The 16444-nt window shown below is 63.6% G+C and carries 18 protein-coding genes; 10 read left to right on the plus strand and 8 right to left on the minus strand.

Annotated features, from left to right (window positions below):
* Positions 1 to 39: 39 nt before the first annotated feature.
* Positions 40 to 1086, plus strand: coding sequence for a peptidoglycan DD-metalloendopeptidase family protein (locus IEW00_RS06560; protein WP_373282610.1), 1047 nt, complete (start codon positions 40 to 42; stop codon positions 1084 to 1086).
* 10 nt (positions 1087 to 1096) lie between these two features.
* Positions 1097 to 2146 carry a potassium channel family protein gene (locus tag IEW00_RS06565; protein WP_188513568.1) on the plus strand — a complete coding sequence of 350 codons (1050 nt, stop codon included), beginning with the start codon at positions 1097 to 1099 and terminating at the stop codon, positions 2144 to 2146.
* A 24-nt stretch (positions 2147 to 2170) separates the two neighbouring features.
* Here the strand turns inward: IEW00_RS06565 and IEW00_RS06570 are convergent, their stop codons facing one another.
* The 3 genes from IEW00_RS06570 to IEW00_RS06580 all read right to left on the minus strand — a co-directional run bounded on the left by IEW00_RS06570 (position 2171) and on the right by IEW00_RS06580 (position 4834).
* Positions 2171 to 3175, minus strand: coding sequence for a glycine-rich domain-containing protein (locus IEW00_RS06570; RefSeq protein ID WP_188513569.1), 1005 nt, complete (start codon positions 3173 to 3175; stop codon positions 2171 to 2173).
* A 132-nt stretch (positions 3176 to 3307) separates the two neighbouring features.
* Positions 3308 to 4207: a hypothetical protein gene (locus IEW00_RS06575; protein WP_188513570.1), complete on the minus strand. Its 900-nt coding sequence runs from the start codon at positions 4205 to 4207 to the stop codon at positions 3308 to 3310.
* A gap of 87 nt (positions 4208 to 4294) precedes the next feature.
* Positions 4295 to 4834, minus strand: a complete 540-nt coding sequence (locus tag IEW00_RS06580; protein ID WP_188513571.1) for a hypothetical protein — start codon at positions 4832 to 4834, stop codon at positions 4295 to 4297.
* Between the two features lie 301 nt (positions 4835 to 5135).
* On the opposite strand from IEW00_RS06580, the gene rplU reads away from it, so the two are divergent.
* From rplU to IEW00_RS06595, 3 genes are all read left to right on the plus strand, one after another.
* On the plus strand, positions 5136 to 5612 hold the full coding sequence (rplU, locus tag IEW00_RS06585; RefSeq protein WP_188513572.1) for a 50S ribosomal protein L21: 477 nt from the start codon (positions 5136 to 5138) through the stop codon (positions 5610 to 5612).
* Between the two features lie 27 nt (positions 5613 to 5639).
* Positions 5640 to 5915, plus strand: a complete 276-nt coding sequence (gene rpmA / locus IEW00_RS06590; RefSeq protein ID WP_188513573.1) for a 50S ribosomal protein L27 — start codon at positions 5640 to 5642, stop codon at positions 5913 to 5915.
* 205 nt (positions 5916 to 6120) lie between these two features.
* Entirely contained in the window at positions 6121 to 6636 is a 516-nt protein-coding gene (locus IEW00_RS06595) for a GNAT family N-acetyltransferase (RefSeq protein WP_229736861.1), read from the plus strand.
* Positions 6637 to 6694: 58 nt separating this feature from the next.
* On the opposite strand, the gene IEW00_RS06600 is transcribed toward IEW00_RS06595, so the two are convergent.
* Positions 6695 to 7897 (minus strand): SPOR domain-containing protein, encoded by a 1203-nt coding sequence (locus tag IEW00_RS06600; protein ID WP_229736862.1) that lies wholly within the window; start codon positions 7895 to 7897, stop codon positions 6695 to 6697.
* A gap of 267 nt (positions 7898 to 8164) precedes the next feature.
* On the opposite strand from IEW00_RS06600, the gene IEW00_RS06605 reads away from it, so the two are divergent.
* From IEW00_RS06605 to IEW00_RS06615, 3 genes are read left to right on the plus strand one after another with little or no spacing between them, the layout of a single operon-like run.
* Entirely contained in the window at positions 8165 to 8881 is a 717-nt protein-coding gene (locus tag IEW00_RS06605) for an AAA family ATPase (RefSeq protein ID WP_188513575.1), read from the plus strand.
* A gap of 27 nt (positions 8882 to 8908) precedes the next feature.
* Positions 8909 to 9652 carry a hypothetical protein gene (locus IEW00_RS06610; protein ID WP_188513576.1) on the plus strand — a complete coding sequence of 248 codons (744 nt, stop codon included), beginning with the start codon at positions 8909 to 8911 and terminating at the stop codon, positions 9650 to 9652.
* Between the two features lie 41 nt (positions 9653 to 9693).
* Positions 9694 to 11142, plus strand: coding sequence for an SPOR domain-containing protein (locus tag IEW00_RS06615; RefSeq protein WP_188513577.1), 1449 nt, complete (start codon positions 9694 to 9696; stop codon positions 11140 to 11142).
* A gap of 121 nt (positions 11143 to 11263) precedes the next feature.
* Here IEW00_RS06615 and IEW00_RS06620 read toward each other — a convergent pair whose 3' ends face one another.
* On the minus strand, positions 11264 to 12202 hold the full coding sequence (locus tag IEW00_RS06620; protein ID WP_188513578.1) for an isopenicillin N synthase family dioxygenase: 939 nt from the start codon (positions 12200 to 12202) through the stop codon (positions 11264 to 11266).
* Positions 12203 to 12270: 68 nt separating this feature from the next.
* Here IEW00_RS06620 and IEW00_RS06625 point away from each other — a divergent pair, with 68 nt between their 5' ends.
* Positions 12271 to 12699, plus strand: coding sequence for an EVE domain-containing protein (locus IEW00_RS06625; RefSeq protein ID WP_229736863.1), 429 nt, complete (start codon positions 12271 to 12273; stop codon positions 12697 to 12699).
* A gap of 52 nt (positions 12700 to 12751) precedes the next feature.
* Positions 12752 to 12934 carry a CsbD family protein gene (locus IEW00_RS06630; RefSeq protein ID WP_188513579.1) on the plus strand — a complete coding sequence of 61 codons (183 nt, stop codon included), beginning with the start codon at positions 12752 to 12754 and terminating at the stop codon, positions 12932 to 12934.
* 258 nt (positions 12935 to 13192) lie between these two features.
* Here the strand turns inward: IEW00_RS06630 and IEW00_RS06635 are convergent, their stop codons facing one another.
* The 3 genes from IEW00_RS06635 to IEW00_RS06645 all read right to left on the minus strand — a co-directional run bounded on the left by IEW00_RS06635 (position 13193) and on the right by IEW00_RS06645 (position 16434).
* Positions 13193 to 14851: a thiamine pyrophosphate-binding protein gene (locus IEW00_RS06635; RefSeq protein ID WP_188513580.1), complete on the minus strand. Its 1659-nt coding sequence runs from the start codon at positions 14849 to 14851 to the stop codon at positions 13193 to 13195.
* Positions 14852 to 14946: 95 nt separating this feature from the next.
* Positions 14947 to 15921, minus strand: a complete 975-nt coding sequence (locus IEW00_RS06640; protein WP_229736864.1) for a DUF481 domain-containing protein — start codon at positions 15919 to 15921, stop codon at positions 14947 to 14949.
* 36 nt (positions 15922 to 15957) lie between these two features.
* The gene (locus tag IEW00_RS06645) at positions 15958 to 16434 is read right to left on the minus strand and encodes an RNA pyrophosphohydrolase (protein WP_188513581.1); all 477 of its coding nucleotides are present in this window, start codon (positions 16432 to 16434) and stop codon (positions 15958 to 15960) included.
* Positions 16435 to 16444 lie beyond the last annotated feature (10 nt).

Consider the following 16444-nt stretch of genomic DNA (forward strand, 5'->3'; position numbering starts at 1 on the left):
CGGTCCGCAGGGGCCTTTTTGGCAGGTGTTGGCATTGTGATGCTGGCTGGCTGCATCCCGGGCGGAGTGACCCAGCAGGGCATGCAGCCCGAGATCACCGAGGCTGGAACCCAAGCGAGCGCACCTTTCGAGCCTGACATCGTCGGTAGCGATGCACCGGTGTGGGAAAGCCGCAGCGTCAGCGCGCGCGCAGCCGATGTTATCGGCACGCAATATATCGTGCAATCAGGTGATACGCTGCGCGGCATCGGCAATCGCACCGGCGCGGGTTCCGAAGCGATCGCGGTGGCCAATGCATTGTCTCCGCCCTATACCCTGCGCGTCGGCCAGCAATTGACCATCCCGGGCGGGCGCTATCACGCGGTGTCGCAGGGCGAAACCGGCATTGCCATCGCGCACGCTTATGGTGTGGCGTGGAGCGATATCGTCGCGCTCAACGCGCTCGATGAACCCTATATCCTGCGCATTGGCCAACGGCTCAAACTGCCGCAGGGCGCGCAGGCGATCGGCGCGAGCCCGTCCTCGACCAACCAGATCGCATCGTCCACTGCCAGACCCAGTCGCATCGGTGCGCTGGTGGTCAACATCGATGATGTCGTCACCGGCAGCCAGCCTGCGATCGCGGAGGGTACCCGCGTGCCGGCGGCCCGGCCTGCGCGCGCGCCGGTATCTGCCGCCGTGCCGGTCTCGGTTCCCAGCGCGTTTGTCGGAAGGTTCACCTGGCCGATGACCGGGCCGCTGCTCACGCGGTATGGCCCGGTTGGCAAGGGGCAGATCAGCAACGGCATCGATATCACCGCCACGCGCGGCGCGCCGTTCCGTGCTGCGGCCGATGGTGTGGTCAGCTATGCGGGCAGCGAGGTTGCGATCTATGGCGGCCTGATCCTGGTCAGCCATGGCGATGGCTGGGTCAGCGCTTATGGCCATGCCGAGCGGATCGATGTGACCCGCGGCCAGGCGGTCAAGGCCGGGCAGGTGCTGGGCGCTGCCGGGCAGAGCGGCTATGCCGAAACCCCCAAGCTGCACTTCGAACTGCGCAAGGACCGCAAACCGGTCGATCCGCTGCTGTATCTGCCCAAGAGCTGACCGGACAACGATGGCCGATTCCGATATCAAACCCAGGGCGCTGCTGAAACGCGCGGCGCGGCTTCCGGTCTGGGCAGATGTTGGATTGCGGCTGAGCGTCGCGTTCTTACTGATCGGGCTCGTGATCCTGATCCACTGGCTCGACCGGGATGGGCTGGTCGATCATGTCGATGGCCATATCAGCTTTCTGGACGTCGTCTATTTCACGATGATCTCGGTCACTACCACCGGTTTTGGCGATATTGCACCGGTGTCGGACCGGGCGCGGCTGATGGAATCGCTGGTCGTGACTCCGGTCCGCGTTGCTGTGATTTTCATCTTCGTCGGCACCGCGTATAGTTTCGTCCTTAAGCGCACATGGGAAAAATTTCAGATGAGCAGGATCCAGCAGCGCCTGACAGGGCATATCGTGGTGCTCGGCTTTGGCACCAGCGGTACTGAAGCGGTGCGCGAACTGGTGGCTCGTGGCACCGATCCCGGGTGCATCGTGGTGGTTGACCAGCACGAGGACTCGTTGGCGCGCGCAGAATCTCTGGGCTGCAATGTGCTCAATGCCGACGCAACCCGCGATGAAGTGCTCAAGGATGTGCACATCGACCGTGCCTGCTCGGCGATTGTGTCGGCGGGTCGCGACGATACATCGATCTTGATCGTGCTGACCATCCGCCATCTCGCGCCCGATTTGCCGATCAGCGTCGTGGTGCGCGCGGCGGATAACGAATTACTGGCCCGGCAGGCTGGCGCCAACACGGTGATCAACCCGGTGAGCTTTGCCGGGCTGCTGCTCGCCGGATCGTGTCAGGGCCCTCATATCAGCAGCTATCTGGCCGATCTCGCCTCGGCGAGCGGGCGGGTGGTGCTGATCGAACGCATGGTGCGCCCCGAGGAGGTCGGTATCGCGCTCAAGGATATATCCGACGGTGTCGGCGTGCGGGTTTACCGCGATGGAGAACCCTATGGCTTCTGGGATGCAGAGTGCACCAGTTTGCGCTCTGGGGATCTGATCGTCGTGATCACCCAGGGTGATGGGCGCAAGCCTTCTACGATGGTCAGCGATTAGCCCGAGCGTTCGGTACGCAGCGGGTCAGTCGCCGCCGCAGCCTCCGCCGCAACCGCTGCTGCATCCGCTGTCCCCGCCTGAATCACGGCTGCTGTCGTTGCTGGTCTCCCAGTCCCCATCCGCGCCGCTTCCCCCGAAATCGCCTCCGCCCGCGATATACGCCGCGCCGCCCGCTGCTGTTGCGCCGGATGCCGGGTTGCCGCCCGACCAGCTATCAAGCGTGATTCCCGAACCGCTGGAACTGTCCGTCTGCTGCTGCCGTACGCTACGCTTTCGCGCGAGAGTGTGCTCGCGATCGCTCGCGCCACCGCGCAGGCGATTGATCATGGTTGCGACCACGATCAGCACCACGAACAGCAACGCCACGAACGCGACAAAGCCGAAATCCGACCCGAGCACATTTGCAAGCAGGCGTTTGAAACCCGAGGGAGTCCCGGCGTCAACGGTATCTGCCGCGAGCGCGGTGCACGCGGCCAGCAATGTGGCTCCGCCCGCGAGCGCGACAACCGAAACCGACCGCCGCGGCAACACGAAGTTGGCCGATCGGTCGACCCATTGATAGTTCACCGCAAAGCGCTGCTCGGTCGGCGGCCAGATCTCTGTCGGCGGCTCCTCGCCGAAGGTGGCGCGATAACGAGCCAGGGTCTCGGCATAGCAGTTGCGAAACTTGCGCCCCTCAGCGCCGCCGCCTGCTGTCGGCCCGTGGTGCAGCGGTCGTCCGATGATCTGCGCGCACAATTCGCCCCAGTAATGCCGGGTATAGGCGAGATGGAGATGCCAGGCCTGATCGATCTGCTGTGATGGCGTGACGGTCGCGGCACCAGTCGCGGCGAGATAAAGGAACCGGCGGTATTCTGTCACGACCGCAGCGGCAAAAGACCGGGGCCAGCCATTTTCCCGGGCCAGTCTCTTGGTGAAGGTCAGCGATGCGCCCTCGGGCTCGATCCGCATCGCCGCAAGCGCGTGCCAGAGAGGATCGTCAACCCAGCGCCGATCGCTGCACGCATGCCGATTATCGATGGTGACCATAACCGCCCTCTCGCTGTCGTGGAGACCAAAGGCTATACCCGAATTCTGCTATCGGCAATCCAGATGTAAAACGGGGTCATCTGCGCCATTGGCAGATGACCCCGTGATGTGAGGTAAGAAACGTGGGTGGTATCAGCGGCGGATGCGCGCGCGGGTTTCGAGATCGGTGAGGCGGCGTTCGATATAAGCCCGCTCGTCGGCGCTGGCATTCATTCGCGCATAGGCGGCTTCAAGCCGGGAAATGTCCTCATGCTCGACCCGCAGCTGCGCCTGGGCGCTGGCAGCGAGGCCGCTTGAGGGCAGCGCGCGAGCGATGGCGTCAAGCCGGGCGCGCGGGGTCTGGGCGGTGCTTCCGCCACCGGTGTTGGCCATGTCTCCTACGCGAGCATCCAGCGCCTCCAAGCGCGTATACAGATCGTCACGCTCCTGATCGGTCAACCGACCATCGCGCAGGTACGTGGCTTCGGTGCGCACCAACGCCGCATAGTCGGTCTTGAGCCGGGCACCTGCCACGCGGGTGAGGCGGCGTGCGGACACCGACGCATCGACCCGCTGGTTGAATTCGCTTTGACCATCGACGATCGAAATTCCCAGATCGTTGCCCGGATCATTGGCATAGCCGCCATCGGTCAGCACCTGGCTCAGCTGATTGTACCGTTGCATCAGATCCGATTGCTCCTGCTGCGTAAAGCGGCGATCGGCACCATACCGCGCCTCGAGCTGGACCAGATCATAGTAATCGCTCTTCAACTGCGCAGCGGTGCGCTGGTCGATTGTGCGCGAACGGACTTCGGCATCGATGCGGGTTTCGAACTGGCCACGCTGGGTGGCAAGCGGGGTGCGGCCGAGCGCCCATTGCGACTCGATCGAGCCGGTCGAGCCCGTTCGATCCCCGAACAGCGCTCCAAAGATCGAGTTCAGCCGGTCCTGCTGGCGTGAAGGCTGTTGGTCAGTGGTATTGGTCTGGGCAAACGCAGCGGTGCCGCTCAGCATCAGTGCAGCGGCAGCAGTGGCGGTGTAGAATGACTTCATCTGGGCAATCCTTATGGGTTAGTGCACGCTGTACGTGCGACCAACCGAAGGGTTGCGGTAAGGTCAACGCTGGCGCCCTCGCCGCATTCAGCTCGCAAGCGCTGCCTTGAGATTGTTGATCACCGCATCCTGAGAGGCGACGAGTGCAAGGACATGGGTGCGGGTCTGGTCGATCTGCGCCGAACCACCGGGCTTGACCTCGCCAGCGGCTTCTTTGGCGAGCCGCGCGACATACAGCACTTCCAGATCGCCGAGCAGCTGACTAAGCTCCCGGCGGGGCGTATCGAGCGCACTGATCCGGGTCTGCGCCACCGACCAGTTTTCGCTGCCCATAGCGTTACCACGTGCTGCTGCGGTTGCCTGCTGGGCGGCGGAGCGCGCGATCGCAAAGTCTGCCTCTGCCTTGTCGGCGCGCGCCAGCATTCCTGTGAGATCACGCGCAAGGACCGGATCTGCGATCGTCTCGATCGGTGGGGGCGGGGCCTTGGCTTCGGCCTGCCGATCGCGCAGCTCGACATCGCGCCGCGCCAGCGACGGCCGGTCCGCCATCGGCTCAAGGCACCCTCCCAGCATCGCAAGTACGCCAAGCGAGAGGGAGGAAAGAGAGGCTGCACTGAAGGTTTTCATGTTGCGAGGTTCTAGGGGACGGCAAAGCTCGCCGCAATGATTATGGACTTGTCATCGCGGTGAAACGCAGGCTAAGAGGGAGGCGATTGTCTGGTGCAACGCGGCCAAAAAAGCCGTGGGCATGGTTGACAGCCCCGGCAGTTTCACCTAACGGGCATGGCTTTCCGGCGCGGGGCATCCCGTCGCAGGGCAGCGATTTTCACTCTGACGATTCGGTTCTGGCAACAGGCGGGTCAAATGTTTGGTTATCGCGGTTTGCGTGCCCGGAACCGATTTGAAGCAAACAGAAACGAGACAACCCATGTTCGCTATCGTGCGCACAGGCGGCAAGCAGTATCGCGTTGCAGCCGGAGATAAAATCGCAGTGGAAAAGCTGGCCGGAGAGGCTGGCGACGTCATCGCGTTGAGTGACATTCTGCTCGCCGGCGACGGTGGCGAATCCAAGGATCTGGCCGGTGTGGTCGTTTCTGCCGAGATCATCGCTCAGGCGAAGGCCGACAAGGTCGTGATCTTCAAGAAGAAGCGTCGCCACAACTATCGCCGCAAGCTTGGCCATCGCCAGCAGCACACGATCCTGCGCATTCTGGGCGTTGGTGAAGCTGTGAAGGCTGCGCCTGCCAAGGCTGCCACCAAGACCGAAGCGCCGGTGGAAGCCGCTGCAGATGCACCCGCCGCTGAGGCCGCTCCGGCGAAGGCTGAAAAGGCTCCCGCCAAGAAGGCTGCACCGAAGAAAGCCGCCGCCAAGCCTGAGGCCGATTCTTCGGCTGACAACGCCTGATAGCGCGCGCACAAGGAGTTTTGAAAAATGGCACATAAGAAAGCTGGCGGTTCGTCGCGCAACGGTCGTGATTCCGCAGGTCGCCGTCTTGGCGTGAAGAAGTTCGGCGGCGAGCCGGTAATTGGTGGCAACATCATTATCCGTCAGCGCGGAACCAAGGTCTATGCCGGTGCCAATGTTGGCATGGGCAAGGATCACACGCTGTTTGCGCTGACCGAAGGCCAGGTGAAATTTCACGCCGGCCGCCTTGGCCGCAAATACGTCTCGGTGGTCGCACCGGTGATGGCGGAAGCCGCCGAATAACGGACGATCGATGACGGGTCGTCCCTCACAGGGATGACCCCGGCCAGTGGTGCGCCACTGGACCAGATGACAGGGAGATGGGGTCCGTCCCATCTCCCTTTCTTTTTGTCTCCCTGTCACGCCATTGACTCAGGCCTGTCACCTTTGGGTGGCATGGGCCGGGCAACACAGGAGAGAAATAATGTTTGCAAGAACGCAAAGATTGTTGCTGCGGCCTTTCTGGCCGGAGGACGCCGAGGCGCTTTTCGCTGCAATCAACGATCAGGGGATTGTCTGCAATCTGGCGCGCGCGCCCTGGCCCTATTCGCGCGAAGACGCCCGTGACTTTGCTTCGCGTGCTCAGGATCCGCTTTATCCGCACTTCCTGCTGACATTGCCCAGCGATACCGGCCAGACGCTGGTCGGTAGTTGTGGGCTGGCGGAGACCGACGGCCAGGCCGAACTCGGCTACTGGATTGCGCGCAAGCATTGGGGGCAGGGCTTTGCGACCGAAGCGGCGCGCGCTGTGGTCGCCAACGCCTGGATGCTCGGTCACCGGCAGCTGGTATCGAGCCACTATATCGACAATCCCGCATCGGGCGCGGTACTCCGCCGCCTGGGCTTCCGCCCCACCGGCATCGTCCGTCCGCGCTTCAGCACCGGGCGCGGCTATGAAGCGATGGCGCAGGAATATGTGCTGGAAAGCGACATGGTGGAGGTCGAGCGACCGCTGGCGGCTTAAAAAAGGACAATTCTCCGCTCCCGAAAGCGGGAGTGGAACGGAGATATCCGGGCAGTGCCTATTTCTTCACCGCAAAGCACGCCTGTCCGGACCTGGTGACGGTATCGCAGGCTTGCTTCGCGGCCGCTTGGGTGGCGAAGGGGCCTGCCTGCAGTTTCGTGATCGCGCCGGCCTTGACAAGATAGGACTGGAGTCCGGTGAGCGCGGCGTTCTGGCGCTCGAGTCCGGTCCACAAGGTGCGTGCGCGGCCTTCGTTGCTGAAGGCGCCAAGCTGGACGCGCCAGTCGCCGGTCGTGGCAACCGCAGATGAGGCGCTGGCCGCAGCCGCCACCGGCGCAGCGGTCGAGGCAGGCGCGCGCGGAGTTGGCACTGGAGCAGGCGACGGCGGCGCGGTCTTCGAGGGTGATCCCATCGTGGCAAAGTCGACGCCCGCGCTCGCGGCGGTGCTGGTCGGACCTGATGATGCCGCCGGGATGACGGTGCCATTGGCGTTCGATGGGGGCAGGCTGGTGGTCTGGATGGTCGAAGACGCACCAGTCCTGCGCGCGGGCGCAGACGCTGCGGCTTGGGCAGCAGCGGGTGCCGGCGGGGCTGTCTTTACGCCCGCGGTCGCGCCGGTGGCAGTGTCGCCGACCAATCCTGCAGCGGCATTGGCCAGCTTCTGGCGTTCCGAGGTTGCTTCACGCTCAAGCTGTGCAGCGAGTTGCGTACCCTGGGTGCGATCGGTCAGCGGAATATACTTGTCCATCGTCGCCAGGCTACGCGATGCCTGGGGCAGGCCCTGCGCCGATGCCCGGGTCATCAGCGCATAGGCGCGGACCCAGTCCTTTTCGGCAATATCGCCGTTAAACATCGCGGTGCCCAGAACATACTGCGCGCGCGGCTCGCCCCGCGCTGAAGACGCCCGGATATAGGGCATGGCCTCTTCGCGGCGGTTGTCCTGGAACAGCACCAGCCCATAATTGTCGGCTGCCTGGACATGACCCTTTTCGGCGGCCTTTTTGTACCAGCTTTCTGCAATCTTCAGATCGGTCGGCACACCGCGGCCCAATTTGTACGCCTGGCCGAGGTTGAACTGCGCATCCGCATCGCCCTGGGCTGCGGGATCGCGCCATTCGGCGATCGCCACGCCAAACTCGCCGCGCTCCCATGCATCGACTCCCGCCTTGACGTCAGCCAGGGCTGGCGATGTCATCCCCAGCGCCAGCAACCCTGCGGTGAGCATCCGTGATGCGGGCGAAAATCTTTTTGAATGTGCCATGCGCGTCTTGCTCCATCGCATATGGTAAAGCCGTTTTCCGACCCTAACAGGCCGGTCTTGCGCGGCAAGCCGGGCTTACCGTTCGTTAAATGCGTAAATCGCTATAGCTAACGACACGTTAGCAAAGCGTTGATGGGGCAATCAACCCGCGCAAATTCTGCGCCTCCGCGCCGCTGTCCAAATCCGGCACAAGCCAGCGTTAACTCAAAATTAGCCGGCAATGGCGCATTTTCTGCTCTGACCGATTGGACGGTATAGGGGGTTTGAGTGCGCGTACTCGCTTTGGCATCTCAAAAAGGAGGATCCGGCAAGACGACTCTGTCGGGTCATCTCGCCGTGCAGGCGCAACTGGCCGGTGACGGCCCGGTGGTGTTGATCGACATCGATCCGCAAGGCTCGCTCGCCGATTGGTGGAACGAGCGAGAGCCGGAATATCCTGCCTTTGCCCAGACCACCGTGGCTCGGCTGCCCGCCGATCTTTCGATTCTGCGCCAGCAGGGTTTCAAGCTTGCGGTCATCGATACCCCGCCTGCGATCACGATGGCGATCCAGTCGGTGATCTCGGTGGCTGAACTTATAGTGGTGCCGACTCGTCCCAGCCCGCACGATCTGCGCGCCGTGGGCGCAACGGTCGATCTGTGCGAGCGCGCAGGCAAGCCTTTGATTTTCGTCGTCAACGCCGCCACGCCCAAGGCCCGTATCACATCGGAGGCCGCCGTCGCGCTGTCACAGCATGGCACGGTCGCACCGACGACATTGCACCACCGCACCGATTTTGCCGCATCGATGATCGATGGCCGCACGGTGATGGAGGTCGACCCCAACGGCAAGTCCGCTGGCGAGGTTCGTGCGCTGTGGAGCTATATCTCCGACCGGCTCGAGAAGAATTTCCGCCGCACGGTGTTTGCCGTGCCCAACGCGCCCGTGATCCCCGGCGCCATCCGCCCGATGGGCGGCTTCGGTCGCCGCGTGGCGGGATCGTAAGCGAACACGGGGGCAAGGATGAGCTTTATGGCCGAACCCAAACCGATTGCTTCGCTTTCTTCGGGGCTGCTTGCGCGCAAGGGTGCTGCACGCCCGGCGATGCGCCGCCAGGGGATGGACGCGATGAGCCCGATGGGCAGCATGATGCTGCCCCAGCGGACCGAGGGTGATTTCATTGCGCAGGACGATCTGGGCTGGAACGACATGGGTTACGATGTCGATCCCGCACACGATGAGCATGTGCCCGATTACGGCAACCTGCTTGCCGGTGCGATCCCCGATGCCTTGCCCGCGCAGGAACCGGCTGTCGATACTTCGCCTGAGATCGCTGCGCCGGTGGTCCCCGATGTCGTGCGTCAGCAGGCCGAGATCGCCGAGCGCTTGGCTGCAGCTGAACCCGAAGAGATGATTGAGCCCGCGCTGCCCGATGTTGCACCAGAAACAGATGCGTACCTTGACGCCGACCAGGCTACTGATCCGCAGCCAGAGCTGCCATCAGTTCTTTCGGTGCGCAAGCGCAAGGTTGCGGCGCCGGTCTCTGTGCCCGTCTCTATCCCCGTTGCAGAGGCGATCGCAGCAGTGCCTGCAGGACGCCGCGCGGCATTCACCTTGCGGCTGGACAGCGACCGGCACCTGAAGCTGAGGCTGGCCAGCGCGGTCACCGGGCAGTCGGCGCAGGCGCTGGTTACTGCGGCGCTTGACGAATTGTTAACCAAAATACCCGAAATAGAGGACCTCGCCGGCCGCGTACCGCGTCCGGCAGGGCGTTGAAACAGATTAGCGGGTCGGGCCTGGCAAAGAGGGAAATGGCTATGACGAGCGGAGCAAAGACGAACAGGACCCTGGCACTGAAGCTGGCTGCATCGACCATTCTGGTTGGCAGCGTGCTGGTCAGCTGCTCGGCGAGCTCGGGTGGTGGCCGTCCGCAGAGCCTTTCGAGCAACGCTCAAAAGGCGCTGGATGACGGCAAGCCTGAAAAGGCGTTGGCGAAGGCTGAAGCGTCTGTAGCACTCGATCCACGTGATCCCGGACTTCGCCAGACGCTCGCAAATGCCTATCTCGCCAACGGCCGCTTTGCCTCGGCGCGCCAGAGCCTCGACGATGCCATGGCGCTGGGCGATTACAGCGCCCGCACCGTGATCAGCCTGGCACTGATGCATGCCGCCGAGGGCCGCAGCAACGCGGCACAGGCGCTGCTTCGCGAACACCGTGAAACCATTCCTGCCAGCGATTACGGCCTCGCGATGGCGCTTGCCGGGGACACCCGCCAAGGCGTCGATGTGCTGGTCGATCAAATTCGCAACGGCGAAAACTCCGCTAAGGTCCGCCAGAACCTCGCTTTTGCCTACGCGCTCGATGGCCGCTGGCGCGAGGCGCAGATCATGGTCGGACAGGATCTCGACCCCAAGGTCGCCGAAGGCCGGATCGCCGAATGGGCGCGCATTGCGCACCCCCAGGCGCATGTTCAGCGTGTTGCATCGGTACTGGGGGTAACCCCGGCCGAGTATGATCCAGGTCAGCCAGTGCAGCTTGCGCTGTCTTCCAACCCGTCGATGGCACAGGTCGTGACCGAAATCGGCCAGCAGGCGATGGCAGGCAATGGCCCTGCTGCAGGCCCGATCGAATTGCCACCCGTTCAGGATAGCCGCATGGAAATGGCAGGCGCTGAAACCGCACCCGCGAGCGTGTACGCCCAGGCCGCACCTTTATCTGCTCCCGCAGCGATGGCTCAGGATATCGAACAGCCGCGCGCCCTGTTGGCGCCGCTGCTGGTGGCGCGCGAAATCGTGCAGCCGCTTCCTGGCAACTATCGCGCCAAGCCGATCCGCAAGGCGAGTTCGGTGCAGGTTGCTTCGCGTGAACCAATTGTCGAGGATGAACGTCGCGGTCGGGTCATAGCGCCGCGGGCTGCTGCGGCCCCCCGGGCGGCCGAAGCACCTGCCGTGTTCCAGAAAGCAAGCTTTGCGCCGGTCAGCGGGGGCGGCTATGCCGTCCAGCTGGGCGTGTTCTCGAATGCTGCCAACGCAGACCGGGCGTGGGCGGGGTACAGTGCCAAGCACAAGGACCTGGCATCGTTCTCGAAGGTCGCTACGCCCGCTACTGTTGGCAATCGCACGCTGCACCGGTTGACCGCGAGCGGCTTTGGCGACGAAAAGAGCGCTCGCGCAATGTGTGCCAAGGTGCGCTCGGCAGGCGGCGAGTGCATCATCTCACGCGCCGCGCCCAAGCCGGCTGGAACGCAGATCGCTGCACGCCGCTGAGTTTGGTCTCGCGTTAAATTGGTAACCCGTTCTCCGGCGAAAGCCGGAGACCAGGGCGACTACAGCGCAATCTGGCCCCTGGATTCCGGCTTTCGCCGGAAAACAAAAACGGCCTAACCTCTCAAGCCTTCACAAGCCCGATTTCCACCAGCCGCTGGTGCAGATAGTCATCCGCCAGGATCGGCTCGGGGTAGCGATTGGGTGCGTCCGCGCTGATGCAGCCTTCCAGCGTGCGGATCGGGAAGTCCGAGCGGAGGTGGAGGAAGAACGGCATCGAATAGCGACTGTACTTCGCCCGGTCGCCTGCGGGGTTGCGCACGCGGTGGGTGGTCGAAGGCAGGGCATGGTTGGTCAGCCGCTGCAGCATGTCACCGACATTGACCACCAACGCGCCTTCGGGGGGACGCATGTCGATCCACGATCCATCGCGCGCGAGCACCTCGAGCCCGCCTTCTTCTGCGCCCAATAGCAAGGTGATCAGGTTGATATCCTCATGCGCTCCCGCACGAATCGCGCCTTCTGCGCCCTGACTGGCATCCATCGGCGGATAATGCAGCAGCCGCAGGATCGAATTGCCTTCGTGAACGGCAGGCTCGAACCAGTCTGCGTCCAGCCCGAGATACACCGCGATCCGCGACAGGATAATGTTGCCCACCCGGTCGAATTCGGCGAACAGCGGGTCGAAGGTCGCGCGAAAGCCCGCAGGCCGGTCGGGCCAGACATTGCGCGGCATGGTGTGCGCGATCGGACTGGCGGGATCGATCTCGCGGCCGACGTGCCAGAATTCCTTGAGATCGTGCGCCTTGGCATCCTTGGCGATCTCGGTGCCAAACGGAGTGTAGCCGCGCTGGCCGCCGGCTTGCGCGTCATAATAGCGGCGCTTTTCCTCGGTCGGCAGCGCGAAGAACGCTTCGGTTTGCTCCCAGCCCTGCTTTACCAGCGCAGGGTCCAGCCCATGATCCTTGATCATCGCAAAGCCATAGGTCGAAAAGCTCATCCCCAGCTTTTGCGCCAGCGCGGCGGGTTCATCGGTGAGCGAGAGAATGGGCAGTTGAATCATGGTGCGGTCCGCAATAGCTGGGTGGGAGACGATATCCGCCCCATGTAGGCGCATGAACGGAAAAAATCATGACCCAATATTGGCTGATGAAATCGGAACCCGACGAATATGGCTGGGCCGATCTGGTGAAGGCGGGCGAGGGGGTTTGGGACGGTGTCCGCAACGCGCAAGCATCGAACAACCTCAAGGCGATGCAGGTCGGCGATCTGGCGCTGTTCTATCACTCGCGCACCGGGCTTGAAGCGGTCGGCGTCATGGAGATCAGCGCGGCGGCGTTCCCCGATCCCAAGGACAAGACCGGACGCTGGGTCGCGGTCAAGGTCAAGCCGGTGCATCCGCTCAATAGGCCGGTGACGCTCAAGGCGATGAAGGCGCGCCCTTCGCTTGCCGACATGGCGATGCTGCGCCAGTCGCGATTGTCGGTCGCGCAGCTGAACGCGGACGAGTGGGGGGAGATCCTGAAAATGGCCGGGAACGGATCGGCCGCACCTGCGTAATTTGTCTTGAAGCCGGGGATGAGCCCCCGCAGACATATCAAGGAGACACATTATGGGTGAATTTCAGGACAAGGCCAAGGGCGCCGGCAACAATCTCGCTGGCAAGGTCAAGGAAGGCATCGGTGCCGCCACTGACAACCACAGCCTGGAAGCCGAAGGCAAGGCGCAGCAGCTCAAGGGCGATGCGCAGAACCTCAAGGGTGACGTGAAGGGTGCGTTGGGCGACAAGACCTGATTGCTTCCTGATCTGATCTGATCAAACGAAAAACCGGTCTTCCGCGCAAGCAGGAGGGCCGGTTTTTTTGTGTGCGTGCTGCCTATCCCTCTCCCTCTCCCGTGCAGTGAGAGGGTGGCGAAGACTTGGGCCGCATGGACCTAGTCGAAACTGGGTGAGGGCAGGCGGGTGCAGCGCCGCCTGTCACCCCCATCCAACTCCGCCTAGCCTCGCTGCGCTCGGCAAGGCTGCGTATCCTTGTCCCAAGGGAAGAACGAGTTACCGCCCACGCAGCGCACTCACCGTCACCCCGCTCGCGGCGATGTTCTCGATCTCGGTCTTGAGATGCAGCAGCTTGAGCCCCGGTTGGCCCATCGCCTCCGCCAGCGCGGGCGCGAAGTCTTGCGTTCGCTCGACCGTCGCCGCCCAGCCGCCATAAGCGCGGGCGAGGGCGGCGAAATCAGGGTTCCGTAATGTGGTCGCCGACAGCCGCGCGGGATATTCGCGCTCCTGATGCATTCGGATCGTCCCATATGCGCCGTTATCGACCACGATCACCAGCAGATCGGCGTCATATTGCACTGCGGTGGCCAGCTCCTGGCCGTTCATCAGAAAATCGCCATCACCCGCGATCGCGACCACTTTGCGATTCTTCAGGCGCAGCGCGGCGGCAACAGCGGCAGGGACGCCATAGCCCATAGCCCCTGCCGTCGGCGCCAGCTGCGAGGGCTTCGGCCCGTACGGCCAGTACCGATGCCACCAGCCCGAAAAATTGCCCGCGCCGTTGCAAATCACGGTATCGGCGGGCATCGCCTCACGCATCGCGCGCACGCACTGGCCGAGGTCGAGCGTCACCCCGGTCGGTTGCGGATCGGACCAGGCCAGCCACTCGGCATGCGCCTGCTCTCCGGTATCGAAGCGCACCGCGTCGTCATCCCATAACGCAGCCGCCTCGGCGAACTCGTCCATGTCGGCGCACAACGGCAGATCGGTGCGATAGACGCGGCCGAGCTCGCCCGGATCGGGGTGGACGTGGACCAGCAGCTGGCCGGGGTGCTCAGGCGTGATCAGCATATAGCCATCGGTGGTCGCCTCGCCCAGCCGCGCACCGACCGCGAGTATCAGATCGGCGGACTTGACCCGCGCCACCAGCTTCGGGTTAGGGCCATAGCCCAGGTTCCCCGCCCACACCGATGATGCGTTGTCGAATGCGTCCTGCTGGCGGAAGGCGCACGCGACAGGTATCCCGATGCGCTCAGCAAATTCCTGAAAGTTCGCGCGCGAAGCCGCGCTCCAGTCCGCGCCGCCGATGATCGCGATCGGGGCGGAGGCGCCTTCCAGCATTTCCATCAGCACCGCAAAGCCGTTGTGGCACACCGGCTGGACGGGGCGGGTGACGCGGGGGCGATCGGCGACCTCGATCCTATCCTTGAGCATATCCTCAGGGAGGGCCAGCACCACCGGGCCGGGGCGGCCCGAGATCGCGACCGAATAGGCGCGCGCGACATATTCGGGGATGCGTGCGGCATCGTCGATCCGCGCCGCCCATTTGCACAGAGGCGCGAACATCGCCTGGAAATCGACCTCCTGAAAGCCCTCGCGGTCCCTCATTCCGCGATCGACATCGCCGATGAACAGGATCATCGGCTTGCTGTCCTGCTGGGCCACATGCACGCCGATGCTGGCGTTGGTCGCTCCCGGGCCGCGGGTGACGAAGGCGATACCCGGTCGCCCGGTCATCGCGCCATCCGCGCACGCCATGAACGCCACGCCGCCTTCCTGACGGCACACTATCGTTTCGATCTGCGGGACATCGTGCAGCGCGTCGAGCACCGCGAGGAAGCTTTCGCCGGGCACGGTGAAGATCCGGTCGCACCCTTGCGCCACCAATTGGTCGACCAGAACGCGGCCGCCGGTGCGGGGAGAAATGCCGGTCATATGGGTCATCCTCTGACTGTCATGTTTTGCCTGGTGTCGCCAAGCGCTAACAGGGCCGAGCGAACAGTGTCACCAGCACGCCACGGGGACAATCCCTAGAAACCGTAGACCAAGGTCAGCCGGCTGGTCGTGTCGGTCGGGGCGCGGCCCAGCGCGGGGACCGATTCATATTGCACTGTGTAGGACAGCCGCGCCTTGAGCTTGCCGATCAGTTGACTATCGAGTGCCGCGACCGAAAACAGCGTGCTGCGATCTTCATCGACATATGCGCTCGCCGCCTCGCTCAGCTGGATCGTCGGGGTCAGCCTGAGCTTGATATCGACCGAGGCGAGCCCTGCCACCACCGATTCGTTCATACCTGTGGTCAGCTCTGTGAACCGCCAAGCCGGCCCCGCCTTGATGTTGAGCTTGGCGTTTTCGCCGGTCAGCACGCTGTAGCCGACCCCGCCCGAGACGCTGTAGCGCGCATGGAAGCCCTGGAAACGGTCCTGCTCATACTGGCCGAGGCCATAGACATAACCGCGCTCATTGAACTTGTAGTTGGGCTCGGCGCTGAACCGGTACTGCTCGCGGACCACGACGGCGTTGGTTTCCTGATAATCCGCACGGCCTAGCAGCCCGACGCGCCAGTCTTCGCCCTCGGCGGTCAGCTTGAGCCCACCGGCGAGCCCCATGCCCGGCGCGTTACCCGTGCTGGTGAATGCGCCGAGTTCGCCTTCGCCGCTCCATTTGACACTCGCCGCCACGGCTTGCGCTGCTGGCGCGGACTCAGCGGGCGTGGTCGTCTGGGTAACGATGACCGGCACCGGCACCGGAGCGATTGGGGGTGCCGAAGCCTGCCGGGAGGACGAATCGGTTCGGAAGGCCGCAACCTGCGCATCGATCGCTTCTGCCGATTGCGGGTGCGCCTGTTTGGCATAGCGCAAAACGGCATCGAGCCCCGCCTTGTCGCCGGAGCGCAGCGCGGTGTCGATCAGCTTGGTCACGCCATCGGGTACCTGAGCGGCGGCCGTCTGGGAGGCGGCAAGGATCACGGCGAGCACGCTCATCGCGGCGCGGGTGGTGGTCATGACAGGCATCCCGGGGTTACGAACAGGAAGCGTAGCCTAGATCAACGGGCGGAATTCTTCCACCACCGCGCGGTACAACCGTCGCTTGAAAGGCACGATCAGTCCCTCGAGCGTTTCCGCCGATGTCCAGCGCCAGGTGCGGAATTCCTGATGGTCCGTCTCGATGTTGATGTCCGCATCGGTTCCCATGAAGCGCATCAGGAACCAGAACTGGCGCTGACCACGATATTTGCCGCCCCACATCTTGCCCATCAGATCGGCGGGAAGATCGTACATATGCTCCTCGCGCGACCGCGCGATCACCTCGACCAGATGCGGCGCGATGCCGGTTTCCTCGCCCAGTTCCCGATACGCGGCCTGTTCGGGTTCTTCGCCGGGATCGATGCCGCCCTGCGGCATCTGCCAGGCGTCGGCGCTGCTATCCAGCCGCTGGCCGACAAACACCTTGCCGTCGTTGTTGACCAGCATGATGCCCGCGCAGGGACGATAAGGAAGATTGTCAAAATCACTCATGCCGCACGCC

The sequence above is a fragment of the Blastomonas aquatica genome, assembly GCF_014639875.1.
Taxonomy (GTDB): Bacteria; Pseudomonadota; Alphaproteobacteria; order Sphingomonadales; family Sphingomonadaceae; genus Blastomonas; species Blastomonas aquatica.

Bases quoted from the DNA above. Each gene is read 5' to 3' on its own strand.
- IEW00_RS06560 (WP_373282610.1), top strand. From the start codon at position 40: ATGCTGGCTGGCTGCATCCCGGGCGGAGTGACCCAGCAGGGCATGCAG.
- IEW00_RS06645 (WP_188513581.1), bottom strand. From the start codon at position 16,434: ATGAGTGATTTTGACAATCTTCCTTATCGTCCCTGCGCGGGCATCATG.
- IEW00_RS06565 (WP_188513568.1), top strand. From the start codon at position 1,097: ATGGCCGATTCCGATATCAAACCCAGGGCGCTGCTGAAACGCGCGGCG.
- IEW00_RS06625 (WP_229736863.1), top strand. From the start codon at position 12,271: ATGACCCAATATTGGCTGATGAAATCGGAACCCGACGAATATGGCTGG.
- IEW00_RS06570 (WP_188513569.1), bottom strand. From the start codon at position 3,175: ATGGTCACCATCGATAATCGGCATGCGTGCAGCGATCGGCGCTGGGTT.
- IEW00_RS06620 (WP_188513578.1), bottom strand. From the start codon at position 12,202: ATGATTCAACTGCCCATTCTCTCGCTCACCGATGAACCCGCCGCGCTG.
- IEW00_RS06580 (WP_188513571.1), bottom strand. From the start codon at position 4,834: ATGAAAACCTTCAGTGCAGCCTCTCTTTCCTCCCTCTCGCTTGGCGTA.
- IEW00_RS06640 (WP_229736864.1), bottom strand. From the start codon at position 15,921: ATGACCACCACCCGCGCCGCGATGAGCGTGCTCGCCGTGATCCTTGCC.
- IEW00_RS06575 (WP_188513570.1), bottom strand. From the start codon at position 4,207: ATGAAGTCATTCTACACCGCCACTGCTGCCGCTGCACTGATGCTGAGC.
- IEW00_RS06635 (WP_188513580.1), bottom strand. From the start codon at position 14,851: ATGACCGGCATTTCTCCCCGCACCGGCGGCCGCGTTCTGGTCGACCAA.
- rplU (WP_188513572.1), top strand. From the start codon at position 5,136: ATGTTCGCTATCGTGCGCACAGGCGGCAAGCAGTATCGCGTTGCAGCC.
- rpmA (WP_188513573.1), top strand. From the start codon at position 5,640: ATGGCACATAAGAAAGCTGGCGGTTCGTCGCGCAACGGTCGTGATTCC.
- IEW00_RS06630 (WP_188513579.1), top strand. From the start codon at position 12,752: ATGGGTGAATTTCAGGACAAGGCCAAGGGCGCCGGCAACAATCTCGCT.
- IEW00_RS06610 (WP_188513576.1), top strand. From the start codon at position 8,909: ATGGCCGAACCCAAACCGATTGCTTCGCTTTCTTCGGGGCTGCTTGCG.
- IEW00_RS06615 (WP_188513577.1), top strand. From the start codon at position 9,694: ATGACGAGCGGAGCAAAGACGAACAGGACCCTGGCACTGAAGCTGGCT.
- IEW00_RS06600 (WP_229736862.1), bottom strand. From the start codon at position 7,897: ATGGCACATTCAAAAAGATTTTCGCCCGCATCACGGATGCTCACCGCA.